15 protein-coding genes are annotated in these 22,797 nt (G+C 47.3%); 12 read left to right on the top strand and 3 right to left on the bottom strand.

Annotated features, from left to right (window positions below; all coding sequences use genetic code 11):
- The first annotated feature begins 5 nt into the window (after positions 1 to 5).
- From K9M52_RS03870 to K9M52_RS03920, 11 genes are all read left to right on the top strand, one after another.
- Positions 6 to 1,250: an extracellular solute-binding protein gene (locus K9M52_RS03870; protein WP_224070748.1), complete on the top strand. Its 1,245-nt coding sequence runs from the start codon at positions 6 to 8 to the stop codon at positions 1,248 to 1,250.
- Entirely contained in the window at positions 1,251 to 2,375 is a 1,125-nt protein-coding gene (locus K9M52_RS03875; protein WP_224070749.1) for a Gfo/Idh/MocA family protein, read from the top strand.
- 22 nt (positions 2,376 to 2,397) lie between these two features.
- Complete coding sequence (locus K9M52_RS03880; RefSeq protein ID WP_224070750.1) at positions 2,398 to 2,856, top strand: MaoC family dehydratase; 459 nt, start codon at positions 2,398 to 2,400, stop codon at positions 2,854 to 2,856.
- A 3-nt stretch (positions 2,857 to 2,859) separates the two neighbouring features.
- Positions 2,860 to 3,936, top strand: a complete 1,077-nt coding sequence (locus K9M52_RS03885) for an L-rhamnose/proton symporter RhaT (protein WP_224070751.1) — start codon at positions 2,860 to 2,862, stop codon at positions 3,934 to 3,936.
- A gap of 595 nt (positions 3,937 to 4,531) precedes the next feature.
- A complete protein-coding gene (locus K9M52_RS03890) occupies positions 4,532 to 4,954 on the top strand; it encodes a hypothetical protein (RefSeq protein ID WP_224070752.1) in 423 nt (140 codons plus the stop codon).
- Between the two features lie 26 nt (positions 4,955 to 4,980).
- A complete protein-coding gene (locus K9M52_RS03895; protein WP_224070753.1) occupies positions 4,981 to 6,954 on the top strand; it encodes a GMC family oxidoreductase in 1,974 nt (657 codons plus the stop codon).
- Positions 6,955 to 6,959: 5 nt separating this feature from the next.
- Positions 6,960 to 8,195 (top strand): ferritin-like domain-containing protein, encoded by a 1,236-nt coding sequence (locus tag K9M52_RS03900; RefSeq protein WP_224070754.1) that lies wholly within the window; start codon positions 6,960 to 6,962, stop codon positions 8,193 to 8,195.
- A 94-nt stretch (positions 8,196 to 8,289) separates the two neighbouring features.
- Positions 8,290 to 9,288 carry a heme-binding protein gene (locus tag K9M52_RS03905; RefSeq protein ID WP_224070755.1) on the top strand — a complete coding sequence of 333 codons (999 nt, stop codon included), beginning with the start codon at positions 8,290 to 8,292 and terminating at the stop codon, positions 9,286 to 9,288.
- Positions 9,289 to 9,313: 25 nt separating this feature from the next.
- On the top strand, positions 9,314 to 10,045 hold the full coding sequence (locus K9M52_RS03910; RefSeq protein ID WP_224070756.1) for a Dabb family protein: 732 nt from the start codon (positions 9,314 to 9,316) through the stop codon (positions 10,043 to 10,045).
- Between the two features lie 49 nt (positions 10,046 to 10,094).
- Entirely contained in the window at positions 10,095 to 11,567 is a 1,473-nt protein-coding gene (locus K9M52_RS03915; RefSeq protein WP_224070757.1) for an FAD-binding oxidoreductase, read from the top strand.
- Positions 11,568 to 11,587: 20 nt separating this feature from the next.
- A complete protein-coding gene (locus K9M52_RS03920; protein ID WP_224070758.1) occupies positions 11,588 to 12,106 on the top strand; it encodes a cupin domain-containing protein in 519 nt (172 codons plus the stop codon).
- Positions 12,107 to 12,170: 64 nt separating this feature from the next.
- Here the strand turns inward: K9M52_RS03920 and K9M52_RS03925 are convergent, their stop codons facing one another.
- Both K9M52_RS03925 and K9M52_RS03930 read right to left on the bottom strand, forming a co-directional pair.
- Positions 12,171 to 14,264, bottom strand: a complete 2,094-nt coding sequence (locus K9M52_RS03925; RefSeq protein WP_224070759.1) for an aceric acid hydrolase — start codon at positions 14,262 to 14,264, stop codon at positions 12,171 to 12,173.
- Positions 14,265 to 14,332: 68 nt separating this feature from the next.
- Positions 14,333 to 17,935: a glycosyl hydrolase gene (locus K9M52_RS03930; protein WP_224070760.1), complete on the bottom strand. Its 3,603-nt coding sequence runs from the start codon at positions 17,933 to 17,935 to the stop codon at positions 14,333 to 14,335.
- A 405-nt stretch (positions 17,936 to 18,340) separates the two neighbouring features.
- Here K9M52_RS03930 and K9M52_RS03935 point away from each other — a divergent pair, with 405 nt between their 5' ends.
- Positions 18,341 to 19,216, top strand: a complete 876-nt coding sequence (locus K9M52_RS03935) for an AraC family transcriptional regulator (RefSeq protein ID WP_224070761.1) — start codon at positions 18,341 to 18,343, stop codon at positions 19,214 to 19,216.
- Between the two features lie 109 nt (positions 19,217 to 19,325).
- Here the strand turns inward: K9M52_RS03935 and K9M52_RS03940 are convergent, their stop codons facing one another.
- Entirely contained in the window at positions 19,326 to 22,775 is a 3,450-nt protein-coding gene (locus K9M52_RS03940) for a glycoside hydrolase family 2 TIM barrel-domain containing protein (protein WP_224070762.1), read from the bottom strand.
- Between the last annotated feature and the right edge of the window lie 22 nt (positions 22,776 to 22,797).

The following is a 22,797-nucleotide window of genomic DNA, read 5'->3' on the forward strand; positions in this document are numbered from 1 at the left end:
TTACTATGCGGGCAGACCAGTTTCATTTTGCGATACGAAAATTCGAGCCATTTGAAACCTTTCTCAAATTGCGCTGGGAGGAATACTGCCAATTGAGCGGCTGCAAACTGCAGTTAATCGCTGAGGCGATGGACCTGCCAGAGTTACACGCGAGCCTGCTGACAGAAAATGGGCTCAAAAACGGCAAATGGGATCTTGCGCTGGTCAGCTCTGACTGGATGAGTGAAGCCTGTGACCGCGAAGCGGTACGCCCCGTAGAATCGTTGATATCCGACAAGGATTTTTTTAATGCCTGGCCCTCCTCTTTACTCAGGTCACAAAAACATCAGAACAAACACTATGGCGTGCCATTTCACGATGGCCCGGAATGTCTGATCTACCGTAAAGACCTTTTTGAAGATCCGGCACACTGCACGGCATTTCTTGCTCGTTACGGTTACATATTAGAACCGCCCAAAAACTGGCAGAGCTTTCATGATGTGGCCCGTTATTTCCAGCAGGCTGATACAAATCTATATGGTACCGCGCTGGCGGCCTTTCCCGATGGCCATAATGCGGTCTATGATTTTTGCATTCAGGCGTGGACAAGATCAGGAGAGTTTATGCAACCGGACGGCAATGTGAATTTTCAATGCACCGCCATTGAGGATGGCCTGTCTTTTTACAGAAAACTGAGTCACGATAGCTCAGCCTTACATAGAGATTCACGGGAGATGGATTCCGTAAAACTGGGCATGGCCTTTACCCGTGGCGAGCTGGCTATGATGATCAACTGGTTTGGATTTGCGACCTATGCTGCGCTTCTTAAGAACAGTCCGGTAGCCGGGAAAATAGGTATTGCACCTATCCCCCATCAACCCAATGCACAGCCCGTAGCACCGAATTCCTACTGGGTATACGCAGTCGGCAGCGGCAGCACACATGCGGCCGTTGCGATGGATTTTATCCAGTTTGCGACACAACCGTTAAATGATGTAGCGCTGACGCTTGGCGGTGGTATCGGATGTAGAAAATCCACCTGGAGTGATGACAGCGTCAATGAACAAATACCTTTTTTTAACGACCTCGAGTCATTACATGATCATGCCAGGGAACTACCGGATCTGGCCCAGTGGCCTGCCATTGCGGGGATCATTGATGAGATCATGATCAAAGTAGCTAGTACCACACAGCCGATAGCGGAAATCCTTTTGGCCGCACAGTCAGCGGTAGAAGAACTTCAAAAAAATACACAGCCAAAAACAGTTTAGATGCAAATCGACAACCATTCAAATATAGAACTAAGCATAACAGACCAGGTGAAGGTAAAACTAAGAACCTCCCCTCCCGAGCAGCCGGTACCTATCATCATTATCGGTGCCGGCGGCATCGTCCGGGATGCCCATCTGCCTGCCTACAAGGCGGCAGGGCTGCCCGTATTTGGCATTGTTAACCGTACAGTGGCAAAGGCGCAGGGTCTGGCTGCTGATTTTGATGTACCTAACGTATTTGCAACGATTGAGGAAGCTGTTGCTAAAGCACCTGAACAGGTCGTATATGATATCGCGCTGATGCCGGACCAGTATATGCATACCCTCGCTGCATTACCGGACGGCGCTACAGTACTTATTCAAAAACCAATGGGCGAAACACTCGCAGAGGCAAGTGCACTGCTTACGCTGTGCCGGCAAAAAAAATTCAAGGCAGCCATCAATTGTCAGCTCCGATATGCGCCTTATGTACACGTAGCGCGCCAAATGATCGAACAAGGATTGCTTGGTGATATCTATGATATGGAAGTCCGCCTGACAACCTATACACCCTGGGAAATATTTCCGCATGTAGCGGTCAATAAAAGACTGGAAATACTCTATCACTCTATTCATTACATGGACCTGATCCGAAGTTTTCTGGGGGAACCGGCCAGTATTGTCAGTAAAACTTTCGGCCATCCCAAGAAACAATTTTCTTCTACAAGAACAACCACCATCCTGGAATATGGCCCTAATAAACGAGCGGTCATCAATACGAACCACGATCATAATTTTGGCCCGGACCAGCAGGAAAGTTTTATCAAATGGGAAGGCACCCGAGGTGTCATAAAGGCCAAAATGGGCTTATTGCTGGACTACCCCAAAGGCACTGCCGATCAGTTTGACTACTGTCTTCTAGAGGAAGGACATCCGCCGGCCTGGCAACAACTGGATCTCAAAGAGACCTGGTTTCCGGATGCATTCAGAAATATTATGTTCGCGCTTCAAAGGTTCCGGGAAGGCAGCGACCATTTTCTTTCTAATCATGTTGAAGACGTCTATCACACGATGGAACTGGTGGAAGCCGCCTATCAGTCCAACAGGCTGGATGGGCGCCATGTGCCGGTTTCCGCGCTGATTTAAATCATTTTAACCCATTAATTCTATGCATATACATCAACAGTTCTACGAAGATTACCATATCGGCGATAGCCGGACCAGTCTGGGACGGACGATAACGGAAACAGATATAGTATTACATGCCGGACAGACAGGCGACTTCTTCCCGCACCATATGGATGCGGAGTGGTGCCAAACGCAGCCCTTCGGCAAAAGGATCGCGCATGGCACACTTATCTTTAGTGTTGCAATCGGGCAAACAGCTACCCAGATCAATCCGGAAGCGTTTTCCAAAGGCTACGACCGTTTACGCTTTATCAAACCCGTGTTTATCGGAGATACCATTCATACCAAAGTGACCATCACAGAAGCCGCCCAGGATAAAAAACCCGGTTATGGTAAGATAGTAGAACACGTGGAGGTATTTAATCAGCATAATATACTGGTTATGGTTTGTGACCACATATTGCTGGCCAGACAAAAAACAATCACTTCAAATTCATAAATTATGATGGCACCTAATCCGATTGAAGGCATTGGCTTGCACGCCATTGGCGCCACTTCTGCCTCGACCTGTTATCTGCCTTTTCATAAGACCCGTAAATGGTCCTGGGTTTCTTACTGGCTGGTCCAGTCATTATTTGCCTGGATTCTGACGCCGCTTATTCTTGCATTAGTTACGATTCCTGATTTCTTCGGCATTATCAGTCAGGCGCCATCCGGCGTGCTTTGGTTAACCTTTTTGTTTGGCGGCTTGTATGGATTTGGCGGCATGTCCTTTGGCTTCGCCACGCGCTATATAGGCTACTCCCTTACCTATGCCATTTCAATTGGAATTTCCGCGGTACTGGGCACGATCCTGCCACTGCTGATGGAGGGAACAATTGGAGCCTACTTCCGTCAGCCAGGCGGCCAGACGATCGGCATCGGCATGATGATCGCTATTATCGGTGTCGGACTTTGTGGCTGGGCTGGATTTAGAAAAGAACAGGAAATTAAAACGAAGACCCCGGCCGCACAGACCCAATCATTCAATATGCGGATCGGGCTATTGCTGGCAATCGCTGCCGGCATTCTCTCCGGCATATTCAATATCGCCCTCGAATATGGCCAACCCATATCTGATATGGCTGCCAAAAAAGGCGCCGGCATTTTTGAGGGAAATGCCAAGCTAATTATCGCTACCAGTGGTTGCTTTGTCGTAAATTTTATCTGGTTTACCGTTCTCGGCCTAAAACAAAAACGATTTAAAGAATTCTCCGCAGAAAACTACAAGCCGGAAGTTGAGGCGGCCCGACGCCCAAGTGGCGTCCCGCAATTAATTAAAAATCTTTTGTGGTCTTCTCTGGGCGGCATTCTGTGGTGCATGCAATTCTTCTTCTATGGGCTAGGTCACGTTAAAATGGGAAAACTTCAATTCGCCAGCTGGGTCATACATATGTCTATGCTGATATTCTTTAGCTTTCTGGTGGGACTTGCAATGAAAGAGTGGAAAAATGTCTCACGCAAAACCTATGCTACACTTCTGACAGCCCTCGTTACCCTGGCCATCTCTTTTGTTATCATGAGCTATGCCGGCATGTAACAACTCGTATTAATTTTCGATTGTATATCCCACACTTTAAACACCTGAAATGCCCTGTTTATACGCCTCAGACGGTTATATAAGTGGCGCATCATTGCCTGTTAACGCCACGAACAATGACAGTTTTTGTCAATGCGTTTTAAATTTCCCTACCTAAATGAATAATAATTACAATAGTTTAAAAACTATTCTCTAATTTTATTAAAAATATTTAAGCTGTCATACAGGTATGAGTAGCTTGACCTTGTGACAAAACAGGCAGTACTAAATATTGGAATGCTATTTTCTCTGCTGTAAGTGAATTGTGATTGATCGGTGGTAAATTATTTACCCACATCTTCTTGTTTTTTTTGCGCAATTATCCATAGGATACGGATGACAGCACACAGCCACCCATTCAAGTTGGATTCGCTGATGTGATGCTATGTGCCCGATGGTGGCTTCAATACGAAACTGAACCGTAAAAGACTGTGTTCAATACCCATCCGGATTATCAGACCAGCACGCTGTTTATGCATCGTCTGCAAATCTGGAATAGTATCTTAAAATACCTATTTAAATAATATTACAATTAATCTCATCTAAAATTCCTCCCATGAAATCAATTGACAATGGCATAGCGATATTCCGGGACATTTCTGTCCACTTAACGGGTTTCACCTCTATGGAGTTAACAGGGACCGGGATGCTGGAGACCTATTATCACGTCATGGTGAATAAAAATAACCTGGGCGTCGTGGAAGATTTTCTGGCAGCTGCTGCAAAGATCCTGGCTGAAAACAGCAAGGATCCGGCAAAGCTAAGATCAGCGATCCTAAACAATCTCATGCCTGACGGGCTGTATAGCGGACTCGCCCAAAATATCATTACCATGTGGTATTTAGGCAGCTGGGTAAATGAAATCATCAGTCCTCAATCATACGTGCAGGGAATGATCTGGTCTGTTGCCAACGCGCACCCGCCCGGAGCCAAACAGCCCGGCTTTGCTTCCTGGAACGTAGCCCCTCCCCAGCTATAATCATCCATTTTCAAAATAATTAAACAATGACGCAGAACAAGACTTACGATGTAGTCATCGTCGGATCTGGTATATCAGGCGCTGTTATTGCCAAAACCCTGACGCAGGCAGGTAAGCGTGTTTTATTGCTGGAAGCCGGATTAACGGCAGGCATGAATTTAGACCGCAATGGCAATTACCTCAATTATGTAGACTACCTGAATACCTTTTATCAGGCCGAGATAAAAGTACCGAATTCACCCTATCCCAATATAAAAGACGCACCTTCAATCAATGTAATAGACATGCAGCCCATCACTGCAACCAATAGTCCAAGTACGACGGGCTATCTCGTTCAGGCCGGGCCACTGCCATTTGCGAGTGATTGTTTGCGCGGCCCCGGCGGCACTACCCTGCATTGGCTGGGATCCACTCCCCGGATGCTGCCCAATGATTTTAAAATGAAAAGCCTTTATGGAGTTGGGGTGGACTGGCCGATCAGTTATGAGGACCTGATGCCTTACTATGAAATGGCGGAATTTGAAATAGGCGTCTCAGGCAATGTCGACCAGATCAAATGGCCGGAAGCTAGCACAGAAAAGCAGCAAGTAGCACTAAAAAACAAATATTACGGAAAAAACTATGTCTTTCCGATGCAGGAGATCCCGACCAGTTACCTGGATAGTATATTCACCGGGCTGGTCAAAGAAATCAACAACAACGATCCGGTAAAGTTCAACGGAAAGAAAGCGACCATAGGTTTCTCTACAACGCCCCAAGGCAGAAATTCTGTGCCTAACCCGCAATATCCCTATCGGGACATCCTGTGGAACCCCAAGAAGAAAAAACTGGAGTTCCAGACGAAAAAGCGCTGGAATATTCAACTAAACGGTGTCGTAGATATCCCCGAGGATGAAAAATACGAGTATCTGCCGGTGGGATCCACCTGGGATCCCAACACGGGCCTGAGATGTGAAGGCAATGCCAGTTGTGTGCCCATATGCCCTGTACAGGCTAAATACAATGCTTTAAAAACACTATTCAAGGCTGACCGTACAAAAACAACCATCAAGACACAGTCTGTTGCTTCCAAAGTGCTGTATGATGAAAAGACAAAAGAAATCACGGGTATCGAATACAAGACCTATAATACGGCCAATTCACTCACCTATGAGACGCATGTAGCCAAAGGTAAGATATATGTTCTGGCCGCAAGTGCTATAGAGAATGCAAAAATATTACTTGCATCGGGCATTGCTAATTCCAGCGATCAGGTCGGGCGCAATTTAATGGACCATTTATGCCTTTTGACCTGGGGATTACTGCCGGAGAAAGGCTATCCGTACCGCGGTCCGGGCTCAACTACCAATATGTCTTCATTCAGAGACGGGCCTTTCCGCAAAGAGCATGCCGCCTGGATCTGCCCCATAGACAACTGGGGCTGGGCCTGGCCCGTTTTTTCACCGGGATCTGATCTGGCCGTCGCCTTAAGTAAAAACATATTTGGTCAGGAACTGCGGGCGCTGCTTGCCGATTCAATACCCAGACAATTATTACTTCATTATGAATGTGAGCAGGCACCAGAGCCTGGTAACCGGGTCACCATCGATCCTAACTACCGTGATGCGATCGGCAATTACCGGCCCGTGATTCATTACGACGCATCTGATTATATGAAAAAAGCGTTCAAGGCTGCAAAAGACCTGAACAACCAGATATTCAAGGACGCCGGCATTCAGGACTATACGGTCTACAGCCCGACCATTGCCCAGGACTATGTAGGGTATGAAGGGCAAGGATATAATTTCTGGGGAGCCGGTCATATTGTCGGCACGCACCGGATGGGGAGCTCTAAAAAAGATTCCGTGGTGAATGCGGACTGCAGAACCTGGGATCATGACAACCTCTACCTGGTCGGCTGCGGTAACATGCCTACGCTCGGTACTTCCAATCCGACACTTACCACAACCGCACTTACTTTTAAAGCGGCTGAAGCTATTCTTAAACAATTAGAAAAATAATTTAAATGACTACTCCATTCAAGCAACCCAATGATTCAAAGCGCCAGAAGCTAATACCGGACAATGCATTTCCTGAATTGCAGGCAAAAGCAGTTATGGCCGTCAATAGTATAGAAAGCGAAGTCGTCGCGGCCGACGATGATACGATATTTGATGCAAAACTGGCGGAGCTAAAACGCATGTTGCAAACAGCACTGGAATTAGAGCATTCAACCATCCCTCCTTATCTGTGTGCTCTATACTCTATAAAGCCAGGCACCAACCTGACGGCTACCGAAATCATAAAAAGTGTCGTTTTGGAAGAGATGCTACATATGATCATGGTGGCCAATCTGATCAATGCTGTTAATGGCAAGCCATGTATCGGCGCCAAAGAAACGGATAACGACGGAAATTTCATTCCTGATTATCCTACCCCTTTACCCGGCAATGTAGACCCTAAGCTCAATGTCAGCCTCGCCTGCTTTTCAAAAGAGTCGATCAGGACATTCTGGAAAATCGAACATCCCGAGGGCGGGTTTGCCATCCCGGAAGAACTGTTGCAGAAAGGTGAGAAGAGCTACCCCTCTATCGGCGCATTTTATGAAGCATTGGTAAAAGATATCACGGCGCTGGAAACCATGGCCAGTCAAAAAGGCAAGACCATCTTCACCGGCGACCCCGCCAGACAAGTCCCTTCCGAACATTATTACGGAGCCGGAGGCAAAATCATTACCGTATTTAACCTTGAAGATGCTAAAAACGTAATCGGAGAAATAGTCGGCCAGGGGGAAGGTACGCTCGGCTCTATCTTCTCCGAACCATTTAATCCCGGAGATGAAAGATACCTTATGTTTGGCCCCACCGTTGAAGAGTATGCCCATTACTTTAGGTTCAAGGAGGTGCACTATGAGCGCTACTACGCGCCCACCGATTCGGCACACAGGGACAGTCCCAACCACGGCCTGCCTACCGGAAAGAAGTTCGAAGTCGACTGGGAAGCGGTCTGTAAGATGAAACCGAATCCCAAAATGTCGGATTATCCCAAAGGCAGCCCACTGTATGAAAAAACATACGATTTTAATAAAACCTATTCTGCCCTGCTGGATAATATTAACGAGGCCTGCAACGGCAGACCGGCCGCGCTGAGAGACGGCATCATGTTAATGTATGATCTGAAATATAAAGCGATCGAATTAATGAATATCCCCCGCGAAGACGGTTTAATGGCAGGGCCGAGTTTTGAATATGTAAAAAGCTAGTTGAGTGTCCGTCCAAAACATTACCAATAGTATCCTACGCTTTGCTTAACAGATGACAAGCATAAATGATCACATCACCATTAAAAATTAGAAAATGCCTGATAAAAATCCATTAGATTTACTAAACCTTGGCGGTTTAGATAAAATAGAAGAAAAAATAGATAAAGCCGCCTTGAGCAAGGCCACCACCGAACCTACCTTGGGCAATATCGCCACATTGCCGGGCACTTGGGTGGGAACAGGTTTTAACATCATTGAAGTGCCCAACATGAATCAGGCTAAACCCGGCCCTCCGCCACCTGACAAATTCAAGGTCATACTTAATGCAACTTCCGAAACATTAATATTCAGCCCGATTTCGGGAGACATTATAAACCGGGGCAACGCGCAACAAGATATCAGTTTTCTGGGGCTGCACTACCTGCAGAATGTATCTGACGTAAATCTTCCCGCAGGCAATAACGGGATTCATCTGGAGACCGGACTATTTCTCAACCTTGTAGCCTCCAAGGACCCCTTACAGGGGCCAACGATTACGCGGCTTGGCTCCATTCCACACGGGGATTCCATATTGGCGCAGGGCAAATCCTTTGTCGTGGATGGGGGGGGGCCGCAGTTTGATATAGCGGATCCGACTCCGTTTACCATCGTGGACGGAAAGCGGGTCAATGATACGAGCGAAAACTACCTTAGTATTCTCAAGAACACCCCGCCGCCGCCTGGCATTTCTCCTGAAATAGTCATGAACCCTAACCTACTTTTATCAGAGGCCATCAAAGGACAGAACATTATCAAGACGGTGGTGATTTTGCTGGATGCCAATCCGATAGATGGTGTCAGTAATGTCCCTGCGTCTGATCCGGTGGGCGGCATCACGAATATCCCCTTTGTCAACGTAAATGCAAATGCCAGCACGGTCTCCGCGATATTTTGGATAGAAACAGTACAAAATGCCGATGGCAGCACTTTTCTTCAATTGCAATACACGCAAACGGTGATCCTCGACTTCCCGGTATTCGGGGCAGATCCCAGCCAGGTGGTCAATATTAAATGGCCTCATATTTCCGTGGCGACGCTTCTGTTACAACCCTAACCTTTTACTTTTAAAATTGGGGACCATGGAAACTGCAATGCCTATGCTGATGCATAGCACTTATTTTAACCTGGGCGTCAATAATACGCCCGATATTACTTCCGCGTATATGGCGGAAGCCCTTGAATATTTGTCCATCTCACCCGGGCTGGTCAGCTTTTGGATCGGTACCCGGGCTGTGGATATGGACCGCCCGGAAAATGACCTGGCCTTTGATATTGCCATGCATCAGATATTCAGGGACGAGACTTCTTTTAACCTCTATAATTCAAACGATACCAGTCATCAACAGTTTGTAACGGATGTGGACCGCTGGGTACCTAGTACGACCAGACGGGTGATGGACACGTACCTGACTCATCTGACATTCGGCGGCAACACGTCAGCTATACAGGATGTTGCCCGGGACAGGAATTTTCCGCAGAGCCTGTTTCACAGTATTTACTTTTCTCTGACAGACAAATCTGCCGGAAGCATTGCCGCATTTACGCAACTTTGTATAAAATATCTCTCAGCACATCCCGGTATTCAGCAATGTTCAACAGGCGGGCTTACTGACATCAAAAGAGACGTCTCTGTGCGGAATTTTGACGTGGGCATGGATCTTATTTTCGAAAGCCGAAAGGCCTATGATGAATACCTGTTAAGCCCGGGGCACGCGGCTTTCCTTTCAGCCACCAGGCCAATGATCAAACAAACCTATATTTTTGATTCCTACTTGAAGTACCAGTCCAAGACATATAGCCTTACAAAGTAATGATGCCAGCCATAGGCATATCTCATTAAAATTATAAAATAATTAAATTATGCTCTCATCAGCCATCAGTCAGCTAAGCCGTGAACTAAGCGGTTATATTTTACAGCCGGGCGAAGCGGAATACGAAGCCGCCATACGCATCGACAACGGTAGAATCCAATTCAGGCCACGCCTGATTATTTTCCCCGCGGTCATAGAAGATGTCAGGCTGGGATTCAAATTTGCAGTCACACACAATCTGCCGTTCTCCGTTAAAGGAGGTGGTCATAGCGCTGCCGGCTATTGTATGAATGAAGGAGGCGTTGTCATGGCTATGAAGAATCTTAATAAAATCACTTTCAATCCGAAAAATGAAAGCGTTACCGCAGAAATGGGCGTCATCTGGTATGATGTATATAAGTTCATGCAGGAGACCGGCACCGGCCTTGTTCCTGTTGGCGGCGGCTGCCCCACGGTTGCCCCGCCCGGTTTTATGCTGGGGGGCGGTTATAGCTTTGTCTCCAGATCTTATGGCATGAGCATCGACAATCTGCTAAGTTTGAAAATTATAACACCGGACGGGGAGTTAAGACATATCGGCGTCCACAGTAGCGCGCAAGATGATATTGATCTGTTCTGGGCCTGCCGCGGGGGCGGTGGCGGCAATTTTGGCATCGTTACGGAAATGGAAATGCGGGTCAGGAAACCCAATAGCGAGAAAATGCTCGTGGGCCAGATCAGATATCCCCTGGAGCAGGCTGAGGAGGTGCTGGGCTATTATAATGACTGGGTGGAAGGCCTGCCGGACGCTATGGCTGTCTACGGTTATATGGGCAACCAAAAAGATCTTATAGACAAGACCACCAATATCAAGGTCATAGGTCTGACACCGGTTTTCAACGGCGACTGTAAAGAAGGCGTAGATCTACTGCAAGGCTTACTCAAACTAAAACCCATCAATGCGGATCTATATAATATGACGCTGCCAGAGTGGGAGTTTTACAATGGATACACCACCATTGTCGACGGCAGAAGCTCCTATATACGTTCCTCCGTCCTGCCACCGAAGGGTATGAACAACAAAGTCGCCAAAGTCATACAGGACGCCATGAAACACGCACCCTCTCCCGACAGCTTTGCGGTCTGGACGCATGCGGGTGGCGCTATTGAGAAGGTACCGGCTGACGGCACCGCCTATGTCCATCGGCAGAGCCGCTTCATTCCGGAAATAAAATCTATCTGGGACTTAAACAAACCCGGAGATACGCTGGAAAATGTTGAGTGGGCCTATTCTTTCTTTGAGGCGCTAAGCAAGGCCGGCAATGCTACCGGGGCCTATGTCAATTACATCGACCCGCTATTGCATGACTGGCAGCAACAGTATTATGGCAGTAATTACAAGCGGCTCATGAATATCAAAAAAACAATAGACCCCAATAATTATTTCCATTTTCAGCAAAGCGTCGGATCTCCTTTCAATCCATCAAAGAAGCTGACAGACCTGAGTCCCCTAAACCGGACGCAGCTTATCCCAGATGCATAAACAATATAAAACACCGTCCTATGACTCCACAAGAAATTATCGACCTGTTACACCTCAAACCTAATCCGGAAGAAGGCGGCTATTATGCTGACACCTATACGGCGGCCATAAAGATCCCCAACAGAGATCTGCCCGGATTTGCGCCCACCAGGGAAGAGCGTGCTATATGCAGTGCTATATACTATTTTCTGGAGCAAAACGACTTCTCGGCCATGCACAAAGTTACCGGAGATATGCTCTACCATTTTTACAACGGAGATCCCGTTGAAATGCTCCTGCTATATCCCGAGGGCTTTGCCAAAAAATCGGAAACCTGTATATTCAGCGGTGACCTGCGTATCTGCAATAACCCGATGAAACTGATCCCCGGCGGTACCTGGTTAGGGTCGCGTTTGTTACCAAAAGGTTCATATGCCTTAATGGGTGTTACCATGTCTCCGGGATTTAATCCCGCCGACTACACGATTGGGAACCGGCAGGAACTCATCCGGCAGTACCCGGAACAAGCGCAACTGATCACAGCGCTGACACGGGACTAATCAGGGGAATAACAATCTTTTGCACCTGATAAATATAACAGCTAAATACCGCTGCCACACGGCCCTATTTGGCCGCAAGTGGCAACCATACTTCCATATCCGCACGGCCTCTGTTTTCCCAGCTGTAGTACGGAATCAGGCGAACCTTAACCGGCCTGCTGGCTTTATTTGTCAGGGGATAATAAAGCGCATTTTTATTTTTTGCTTCGGGCTTCAGATAAGCTGTTGTTTCCAGCGTGGTAATCTGCTGTGGCCCGATCTGTATCTGTCTGGTTACCCACTCGCTGTTTTTATCGATGGTAACATCCGTAATATCCGTACCAGCCGGTAAGTCTTTAGATTCCAGGCAATATACAATGGGGCCACGTTGAATGGCCACCTGCCCCCTATTGGCTTCTACCAGCGGGTTAGCCGCCATTAGTTTTACTTCCATCGGTAATTCAAGCTCAATTGTATCTCCGGATTTCCATTTTCTTGTAAGAGGAAAATAACTGCCGGCAACGATATCACCTGTCACTTCTTTACCGTTTACGCGAATACTGGCCTCATGGGCCCAGCCCGGGATTCTGAGATGCACAGTAAACAGTCCCTCAGGCATCTTTTTAAGCGCCAGCATAATATTTCCATTCCAGGGATAGTTCGTCACTTCATGAATGGAGATCGTTTCACCGTCCGCAGTTTTTGTGGACAACTGATTAGCGCCATAGAGATGTAAATACAAGCCATCTTTTCCTATGCCGTACAAATAATCGCTGGCTTCCGCAATCGTCCTTACGACGTTGGGCGGGCAGCAAAAGGAATAGCCGATATAGGGATCACGGGGCAGTTCAGACCAGCGGAGCGTGAAAGGCTGACTGCGGTTATAGGCCAATGGATTGGCATATAAAAATGTTTTACCGTCCAGGCTAATGCCGGATAATACACTGTTATACAAAGTCCGCTCTAACACATCCGCATATTTTTCATCTGCCGTTATCTGTAACATACGCCAATTCCAGAGCATATTGCCGATATTCGCGCAAGTCTCATCGTGGGCCGTATAATTGGGCAATTGATAGGGTCTGCCATAGGCCTGTGCCACCTGCTGAATTTCTGAGGGGTGATAGGAGGTGCCGTCCGGTGATACGCCGTCATAAAGTGCCCCGCAACCACCGGTTATATACATTTTTCGATTCACCACATCCTGCCAAATGGCCCCCAATGGCTTTATCAGACTACTGTCCCCTGTTTCCAGAAAAACATCGGCAGCACCCGCATAAAGATAGTTCGCCCTGACGGCATGACCTACAGCCGTCTTTTGTTGTCTGAATGGGATACGGTCCTGATTCTGGTCAGTTCCGTTGGTCACGCCGTCACGAAGGTCCATCAGCTTTTGAGCTAATTCCAGGTATTTTTTCTTGCCTGTGGTCCGATACAGCTCAATCACACCCATATAATGCGCCGGACAAATAGCACTCCTGGCAAGTGTCGGCGAAGAGTGAGTATAATACTGCTGTAGAAAACCTGCCGCTTTCTCCGCCACATTCAACAGTGTTGTTTTGCCGGTCGCCCGGTAATACACACAGGCCGTTGTCATGAGGTGACCCAGATTATAGGCCTCGAAACTGAGGGTATCGCCAAAGACTTTTAAAGAGTCAGGATGTTCCCGGGCCGTAATCTGTACCTGTGTTCCCAGATAACCGTCCGGGCGCTGCGCTTTTGCGATCACACGGATAATACCATCCATAAGCTTACCCAGCTCGGGAGATTTTGTGTGTGCATATACCGCCGCGGCCCCTTCCAGCCATTTCAGGAAGTCTCCATCCATAAACGGAGGACCGATATGAATACCCGTATCCAGTCCTGCAGCGATCTTAAAATTTTTATACCCGTGGCTAAGCGTATCATTATTAAACAAATGCCACATATTGGGAATCATAGAAGTATCACAGACCTTAAACCAATCCGCCCAAAAACCGCTGGTCCATTGCACATCCTGCATGGGTACACCTTCCAATTTAGCAAAAGGGCTATTTTTCGTATCTGTGATCCCTGCTTTCTGATCTAATCCCTGACTCCTGGCTGTGGAGGTAAACAGTAGGAGAAGCATCAGGCATGCATAGATTACAAATGTACTTCTTACATTTATTCTGACCGACCCAAATTTTGACTTCTTCATTAGAGAACATTAAATTATATAAATATTAAAATGGTTTAATTATCAGTGATCAATCCTACAGATCCCTTCTATTGATCTTTAGGATAAACATCTTCCACGATCAAACGGACCGGTCCCAATAAACCTGCCGGCAGCGGGCCACGTTTTTCCAGATTGAATGGTGCGGTAGTCCAGGTCTGCCTTTCGGATGCAGGCAATTTCTGATCGGCGATAATACGGTTGGACCATGTATTGGCCACTTTTATTTCCAGATGATTGTTGCCTACTTTCAGCGCTTTTGTAATATCTACCTGATAGGGCGCCGTCCAGGCTACGCCACAGTCTATGCCATTTAGACGAATACCGGCGATATTATTGACCTTTCCGAGTGTCAGAAAGGCTATTTTATGACTCAGTGAGCCGCCACCGGCTGCACCTTTCCAGTTAAAGTTCAACAAATAAGTAGCTACACCTGAATAGTGGCGGATACTCTCCAAAGCGTTCTGTGTCCAATCCGTTAAACGGTCAAACAGGACCGGCTCTGCCGGCCCGCCACGCCTCGGATCAAACTGCACCTTCCAGGCACCGGACAATTCCAGTGTTTGCCTTGATTCATTAACTTCTTCAACGCTTTTACCCGTGGCGCCGGCTGGCACGGTCTTGCTTTTTTTCAATAAAACAAATACCGACCCGTTTGCTGGCAGTTGCAGGCCTACCGTTGTTTTTTCCTTATCGGTTTTCCAACGGCTGACAGGTAAATAACGGGCCTGTACCGGATCATACAGCAACGGCACCTTCGCCCCTTCTCTTAAGGTTATTTGAAATCGTCTGGCAGTGTCTGTCTGATTGGCGACAAAATAAAGGTCTGTTGCGCCCACAGAATCCAGATTGGGCACATCGCTATTACTTTTCAAAGTCGTTTTATCTACATGATCCAGCTGCCGGTGATTCCAGGCAATGCCTTTTAGCGGCAGGCCTTTCTCCCCTGTCGCCTGAAAATCTCTTTCAATACCTATCCCATTAAAATCCTTTCTGGTATAAGGACCATATAATACCTCACCCTTTCCTACTTTTCTGACATAACCGGAAGAGGAATGATCATCAAAAAAACGTCTGGTTCCGATCAGTTCCTTTATCAACGCTCTGAGCGTATCGCCTGAATATATACCTTCCGCCTGTCCTTGCGGAAACCTCGGATACCGGTCCACCAAAATACGGGCGCCTGCCTTGACAAGTTGCAATAGTTTTCTGGCCACCACTACGCTCATATACTGGTGATTGGGATCCATCTTATCCAGTCTTGGCAAAACAAGTATTCCATAACTGGCACCTCCGGGAAGTACAATGCGCCCCGACCGAACGGTCGCCAGACGCAAAAGCGCATCACGGTTGATCGCATCGTATTTATAGCCATGTAGTGGATCCACCCAATCCTTGGCTGTTGTAATCCCGGCAGAAGAAGTCACTTTTTCCGGAATATGCTGCATGGGGTTCCCTTCGTTAGTCAATCTTTTTCTTTCTTGCGACAATCGCTCGTCGCTGAAAATTCCGGGCAACGTGGATACCAGCCTATCGGGCAAGACAGCTCTTGAAGGAAGCTCTTCCCCGTTGAAAACAACGACATCTGTTACCGGAACACCCTGTTGTAACAAGGCCTGACACCTTCTCGTATAGTCCATCCAACCATGGGCCATGGGCCACCAGGTCTGGTTGCGCTGAAAATACAGGCCGACGCCGCCGAGTGTCATTCCCGGTTCCCTGTTCAGCCATGGATTTTCTCCGAAAACATGAAACACCAGACGGTTGACTCCCAAAGCATAATGGTGGTCCTGCAAAGTCTTTAACATAGCCGGATACTCATCCCATTTATTCCTGAGTTCAGTAAAAGCCTCCGCCTGAATAATTCTCCTTCCATAGATATGGCCTCCCGAAATCGCATCCCGTATATCATTAGGCTTATCATGTGTCGGGCTTCGCAACCAGAATTCCCCCATCGGAAAATCAACCTGATCAAAATGCCGGATCCCATCGGCAACCATAATAGGTGCGGTGCATTCAGCAGCCACTTTATATCCTTTGGAATGTGCCAGATCCGCCAGCGTCGTAAAATAATTTTCGTTCAGTAAATCAGCAATGGTCAGCCGTATATCATGTAAAAAATCTTCTGATTTCCGGGCCGACCCCACGGGATAACCCGCCATAACCGGCAGATAATCGAGCGGGTCATAGCCGCGCTTTTCCTTAAACGCCTTTCGAAATACCGGCGACCAGTTCTGGGAGCCGCATTCCCAGCTATCCATATAGAAGACTTTCAATACCCGGGACGATAAGTCCGGTCCCAGTCGCCGAATGACTTTACCAAACCAATTGTCAAACTGTAATTGTACCGCTACCGGATTGAGCTTATCACATTCCAGCCCCTGGCCACCGCCGGCGGTGGCATTCTTCATACCGGTAGAACTGTGACCCATCCTTAAAATGGTCCATTGCCCTGCAGGGACTTTCCAGCGAAGTCGGCCATCCGGCTGCAGCGCATCTGTAATATTCAGCAACCGGGGCCGCGCAATACAGTCATTATCGGGAATCAGTACTGAATCCGCCCTATCGGAAATCCGCCACACCGCACCTGATTTACCCTCGAAGTGGGGTATTTGAGAACGGGAACCTAATCTAAGGCCCGTCAGCTTTAAACTGGGACTCCATTTTGCATCATCCAGATCCTCGCTGCCGGGTTCTGTTCCGGCAGGATCATATACGAACCGAAAATATCTTGACCTTACAGCCGGGATCGTATAATGCACCGGATAGGTATAGTCTTGCCATCCGCTGCGGGCTGGTTTCAGCCTTGTAAAAAACCGGTAGTTTTGACCGTCGTCGCTAATCCATATGCTCAGCCTTTTTGCCTGAAAAGTAACGCCCTTGGTTGTTATATCCACCGTCCTGCAGGTAAAAGGTTCCTTAAAGCGGTATTCAATCCAACAAGGTTTCTTATAGGAAAAGTTCTCAGTATTGCCCGGAACGACCAGCTTACCGGCATCCTGCCCTTCAGCGTTAGTTCTTACTTCAGGTCTGATGTTATCGGTTGAGCTGTCTCCCCCCCTCAAAGCGGGAAAGGCATATACCGCGATATCCTCATAGTAATTTTCACGAATATTTTTAGGCCGGGGCAATACTAACGGTTGGGTACTGCCACCTTCGATTGTTGTGTCTGCCCAAACCACTCTTTGCATGGATAATTCCGGGGTGATCCAGGGGCCCCCGGCAGTAGCAAACCCGTCTCCCACATGCATTCCTAATTTAAGACCCAGGCTATCGGCGATCTGGAAGGTCTTTTTGATCTTTGTCCACCAGACCGGTGTTAATTGCACAACAGGCGGATCTATCAATAAAGAATCCGCCTTACCCCTTATACATACCAGATAGGCACCTGCAATGCCTTGCTCTTTCATCGCGATCAGGTCTGCCCTGATCCCCGCTTCAGAAACGCTGGCATCCATCCAATACCACAACACCCAGGGCTTTGCCGGATTATAATTCTCGCCTGCCGGGATGACGGCAAAATGTTGCTTACGTAAAGCAGGTTGCCCGCTTAATTCACGTACCGAACAAAGGCTGGCAGGCAAAAGCAATATAAAAAGCCATTGAAAGTATTTTCTCCTTACATAATTACTGTGCATACTAAATTTGATCAAAATGATCCCGGGTTTTATTTTAAGTGATATTACCTGTCCGTATTTAAGAAAAATAAGGGTTGTTTCGTATGTCCTTAAAACGCTGAACGATTCGTGTAAATTTACAGATTCGACACCGAAAAAACCTTTAATTTATTAGCATTTTTTATAGGATAATTTATCCATTTATTGGCGAATTTACTCATATTCAGCTCTTTAATATCCCGGCATCGATTGCATAGATTCCAGGCGGGATTAGGCATATCTTTCATAAATTTGTTAATGACATTTAGGGTGGTTATTTCACGCACCTGAATCAAGATTTAAAAGCAAAAAAGTAATTACAAAAAAGAAAAAAGGTTCTTCTATAAGAACGATTTTTCATCACTTATCAGGTAATCCGTCTTTCCTAAATATTTATAGATCATGAAACCCCAATTCCATAAAGTACCCCTGCTGGCCAATAGTTCTTATGTTGCACGACATGAATACAAGCGTCAACAAACAGAGACCAGCTGGCATTACCATCCGGAGATGGAGTTGGTATATATCAAACGTGGCAGCGGGTCGCGCTATATTGGTAATAATATTTCTCCGTTTGCTGCCGGAGAAGTTATATTGCTGGGTGAAAACATACCGCATATCTGGCGGTTCAACAAAGACAATTCCGCAAAAAGTTTCCAAATGGATGCGGAAGCCCTGTCTATTCATTTTCATCAGGAATGCCTGGGTAAAGATATTTTTCAATTGCAGGAAGCCTATCTATTGCCCCGCCTGTTCGAAAAGGCAAAGAGCGGGCTATTGATTGAAGGCGATGCCAGAGCAAAAGTAGCCACACTGATGCAGGAAGCATTAGAGGCAACAAATCTGGACCGGATCATCATCTTACTAAAGATACTGAAAACCCTGGCCGAGTCATCTGATTTAAGCCCGATTTGCATTTCTCACAATGTACCGCCGAAATCAAGTGAATATGATCAGGCCAGACTCAATGAGATCTGTGCCTATACGCTCTCTAACTACAAAAATGATATTACCCTGGAAGAAATATCTGCGATCAGTCACCTTAGTACCACTTCTTTCTGTAGGTATTTTAAATCCATGACCAAGAAGACCTATTATAATTTCCTCAATGAAATCCGGGTCAGCCAGGCATGCAAACTACTGATTGAAGACAAGATCCCTACCAATATCATCTGTTTCGAAAGCGGATTCAATAATATTTCCAACTTTTACAGACATTTTAAAAAAGTAACGGGTGTAACGCCCTTTGAATATAAGAAAAAATACCTGAGTTGCTAGACGGCAGCTTTCTGTAAATTCAGGCATAAAAAAATCCTTTAGTCGATGCATTTCACTAAAGGATTTTTTACTTCTGTCCAGACGGCAGTGGCGCCTGTCTCGTCGTGCCCTATTGCCTTTTGTACTTAACGGGGCCACTTATGCCTATATCCGGGATCAGATAAAAACCATATTGATAATTTTTAGCGGGTATCATGTATTCAGGCAGTGGCATGGCGATGGGGCTCCAGCTATCATTGCCACCGACCCCCATTTGTTTCAGGTCAATATTCAGTGTAATATAACCGGCATTTTCCAGATCAGTCGTATGCCGCGCTTTATTAATATTTGCTTCTGTATAAGGCCAGGCACTCATACTCAAAAGGCTATCGGCGACTACCCTCAAACCGAGGCCTCCGGATGAAGGCTTTTTTGCGGAGGCCAGATACATCCACCGGACATCGGTCCGGTTAGCACTTTCCTGCGGTACTACGTAAGGTTCCATAAAGGCGGCGGAAGCTAAAGGCATTTGATATATCCCGGCCATAAAGCCGGTCCTTCGATCAATATAATTAGCCAGCGGCCCCCTGCCGTACCAGCTTATATGAGACAGGCGCTCCTCAATCCCCATCTGCATCCCTATCTTGGGAAGATCCGGCAAACCTTTTTGAAGCGGCCGGAACTGTTGTTGCACATGTATCAGGCCATCCGGATATATCCGGTAAGTAACAACGACACTTGCCTTACCGCCCAAAACGCTGTAATCAGATTGAAGGGTTATCTGACCCGTGGCAGCCGTTCCGGCTTCAGGCGGAAGCACACGTATATCTTTCAGTCTAATCTCAGGATGGTACCAGGGTGCCAGTAATTTATCCGATTTCCAGCCGCGTCGGTCATTATCTGTCAGCGGACGGCTAAAATGCGGCATCAGCGGTGCCTTGACAAAATCAACACCACCTCTGTTATAGCCATCCATGGCGCCGTTTTCTCTGGAAAAGCTGGCTTCAAAACCGTCGCCCCTGAGTAGATAATGACTGACCGTTTCCTGAATTTTCAGTGCAGCATATTTTTCTTTCTTTTCCACCGGTTTTGCTAACAGTGCCGGCCCCGATGCCGCAGTTCTTACCACGGGTCCGGTAATAGCCAGTTGATCCTGGGCGATTTCAAATCCCGAAGGCGCCCATAGGGTCTCTTTTTTCAACGTCCATCGAATATTCAAAAGATACTCATGACCGGCCGTATCTTTTATGAGCGGCGTCAACCACGACGCCAGCGCGACATTTCGCTGGCCGCCAGCCCTTAGACCGGCTAGTGAACCGGGAATCGATTTATGTGCAATGGCTTTTCCATCACGAAGCAGCGTCAGTTCACCGGCATACTTCGATAAGTCCTGCTGCGCACTGCGGTTCAGAATGGACACCGTATAATGGCCGGTGTCAGCCCAGCTGCAATGCACCGGCTGAAAAACATGTTTGCATTCATAGATAGCCGCTTTGGGCCGGCCATCTGCCGCTACAATACCTTTAATCGTAAAATCATCATAATACTTTTCACCAAAATCACCACCATACGCATAGTAAGGTTTCCCTTCCCCAGTCCGTTTCAAAAGTCCCTGGTCTTTAAATTCCCAGATGCACCCTCCGATCACTCTTTTAGTGGACCGGAATATATCCCAGAACTCTGAAAGGTTTCCGTTGGAATTTCCCATGGCATGGCTATATTCCACAAAGAAAATAGGCCGGTTGTCCCCATTTTTCTGTCCGGCCAGTAAGGCGGGTGTAAAAATACCGGGATACATTCTCGAAACAATATCTACATAGGGTTGATCAACCGGATTTTGAAGACGGTGGGAATGATCCACCGGTTTAGGATACCTGGGATCTCCCGGCGGTATATAGCCTTTTGCCTGTGGCGTCCCTTGTGCAGGTTCATAATGAACCGGGCGTGTAATATCAAAATCATGCACCCATCCAGCCATTGCAGCGTGGTTGGGCCCACGACCCGACTCATTGCCTAGTGACCAGATAATCACACTGGGATGATTCTTGTCCCTGTTGACCATCCGTGTAACCCTTTCCAGATACGCCGCCGTCCATCTGGGGTCGTTACTTAATTTGGAACCCAGTCCATGTGTTTCAAGATTGGCCTCATCGATGACCAGTATGCCATACTGATCACAGAGATCATAAAAATAAGGATCATCCGGATAGTGACTGGTGCGGATGCAGTTAAAATTAAACCGCTTAATCGTCTGTACATCTTTTCGAATATCTGCCCTCGACAGGGCTTTACCTTTTACAGGGTCATGTATGGGCCTGTTCACGCCATATAAATAAGTCACTTTTCCATTGATCAGCAGCTTGCCGGACGCTTTAGAAAAGGCCACCGAGCGAAAGCCCACTTTTGTACTTTTCGCCTCCAGCAGCCTGCCCTTACCATCATAAAGGCTAAAGACCAGGGTATAGAGATACGGGTCTTCATCACTCCATAAATGCGGATGATCAACCGGCACCTCCATCAAACCAAACTTCACATTATCCAGTCTCGGATAGGACTCATTGACGATCGAATCAGCCTGCATCTGCCACGGAGCTTTCAGGCATGACTTCCCGCGGTTGTCATAAAGCTGCACTTTAAACATGGCATGTGGATCTACCGTATCACCTGTCAGGTTTTCCAGCCTGGGCCGCAGCTTTAAGATCGCATGTGTGAAACTGCTGTCTAACGCCGTTTGATAGAAAAAGTCAGCGATTCTAAGTTTGGGTTCAGCCATTAAATAGACTTCCCGCTGAATGCCACTTAGCCGCCACTGATCCTGATCTTCCAGATAAGCTCCGTCTCCCCACCGAATCACCTGAACAGACAGCCGGTTCTCTCCAGACTTAAGATAGGGCGTTATATTAAACTCTGAGGGCAGAAAGCTGTCTTCGCCATATCCCACATACCGACCATTCAGCCAGACTTTAAAACAAGAACTGACACCGCCAAAATGAAGCGTTATATTCAAACCATTCCAATCAGCGGGAACCGTAAAAGTGCGTTGAAAACAGCCAACGGTATTGTCTTCTGAGGGAATGTAAGGCGGATTGACGGGCCTGAACGGATAGACTGCACTCTTGTAAATAGGCCTTCCATAACTCTGCATTTCCATACTGGAGGGAACCGTAATGGTGTCCCAGCCATCGACCTTATGTTTGTAGAACCCGCGAACCATCTCGCTCAAAGTATCTTTGGGTGCCGGGCAATATTTAAAATCCCATGTACCGTTCAGGCTCAGATATCTGGAGGCAGTGCGGTCTCCCCTGAGCGCTTCCTCAACGGTAGAAAAAGAGTAAGCTGTCGCCCGCGACCGGTCTCTGTTCACTGAAGTCGTCTGCGGCACTTCATAAGGCGGAAGCTGCCCGGCAGTTGGCTGGGGGGAGATAGCGGTCGGTGTACCGTCCACCAGCTGCGCCTGCGCACCGGTAACGGAAAAACATAATAACGTTGCGGCTGCCATAGCTGTTATCACTGTTTTGCAGCCGCCTGATATTGCCCTTTGATTCTTCACGATTTTTGTTCTGTTATTTCGTCGATTCATAAATTTAACACGGCTCCGCCGG

The sequence above is a fragment of the Arachidicoccus terrestris genome (assembly GCF_020042345.1).
GTDB classification, from domain to species: Bacteria; Bacteroidota; Bacteroidia; order Chitinophagales; family Chitinophagaceae; genus Arachidicoccus; species Arachidicoccus terrestris.

What these genes read in the sequence shown, in the direction of transcription:
- K9M52_RS03940 (WP_224070762.1), bottom strand. Translation starts at nt 22,775, where the DNA reads ATGAATCGACGAAATAACAGAACAAAAATCGTGAAGAATCAAAGGGCA.
- K9M52_RS03935 (WP_224070761.1), top strand. Translation starts at nt 18,341, where the DNA reads ATGAAACCCCAATTCCATAAAGTACCCCTGCTGGCCAATAGTTCTTAT.
- K9M52_RS03880 (WP_224070750.1), top strand. Translation starts at nt 2,398, where the DNA reads ATGCATATACATCAACAGTTCTACGAAGATTACCATATCGGCGATAGC.
- K9M52_RS03875 (WP_224070749.1), top strand. Translation starts at nt 1,251, where the DNA reads ATGCAAATCGACAACCATTCAAATATAGAACTAAGCATAACAGACCAG.
- K9M52_RS03920 (WP_224070758.1), top strand. Translation starts at nt 11,588, where the DNA reads ATGACTCCACAAGAAATTATCGACCTGTTACACCTCAAACCTAATCCG.
- K9M52_RS03885 (WP_224070751.1), top strand. Translation starts at nt 2,860, where the DNA reads ATGATGGCACCTAATCCGATTGAAGGCATTGGCTTGCACGCCATTGGC.
- K9M52_RS03905 (WP_224070755.1), top strand. Translation starts at nt 8,290, where the DNA reads ATGCCTGATAAAAATCCATTAGATTTACTAAACCTTGGCGGTTTAGAT.
- K9M52_RS03870 (WP_224070748.1), top strand. Translation starts at nt 6, where the DNA reads ATGCGGGCAGACCAGTTTCATTTTGCGATACGAAAATTCGAGCCATTT.
- K9M52_RS03895 (WP_224070753.1), top strand. Translation starts at nt 4,981, where the DNA reads ATGACGCAGAACAAGACTTACGATGTAGTCATCGTCGGATCTGGTATA.
- K9M52_RS03910 (WP_224070756.1), top strand. Translation starts at nt 9,314, where the DNA reads ATGGAAACTGCAATGCCTATGCTGATGCATAGCACTTATTTTAACCTG.
- K9M52_RS03915 (WP_224070757.1), top strand. Translation starts at nt 10,095, where the DNA reads ATGCTCTCATCAGCCATCAGTCAGCTAAGCCGTGAACTAAGCGGTTAT.
- K9M52_RS03890 (WP_224070752.1), top strand. Translation starts at nt 4,532, where the DNA reads ATGAAATCAATTGACAATGGCATAGCGATATTCCGGGACATTTCTGTC.
- K9M52_RS03925 (WP_224070759.1), bottom strand. Translation starts at nt 14,264, where the DNA reads ATGAAGAAGTCAAAATTTGGGTCGGTCAGAATAAATGTAAGAAGTACA.
- K9M52_RS03900 (WP_224070754.1), top strand. Translation starts at nt 6,960, where the DNA reads ATGACTACTCCATTCAAGCAACCCAATGATTCAAAGCGCCAGAAGCTA.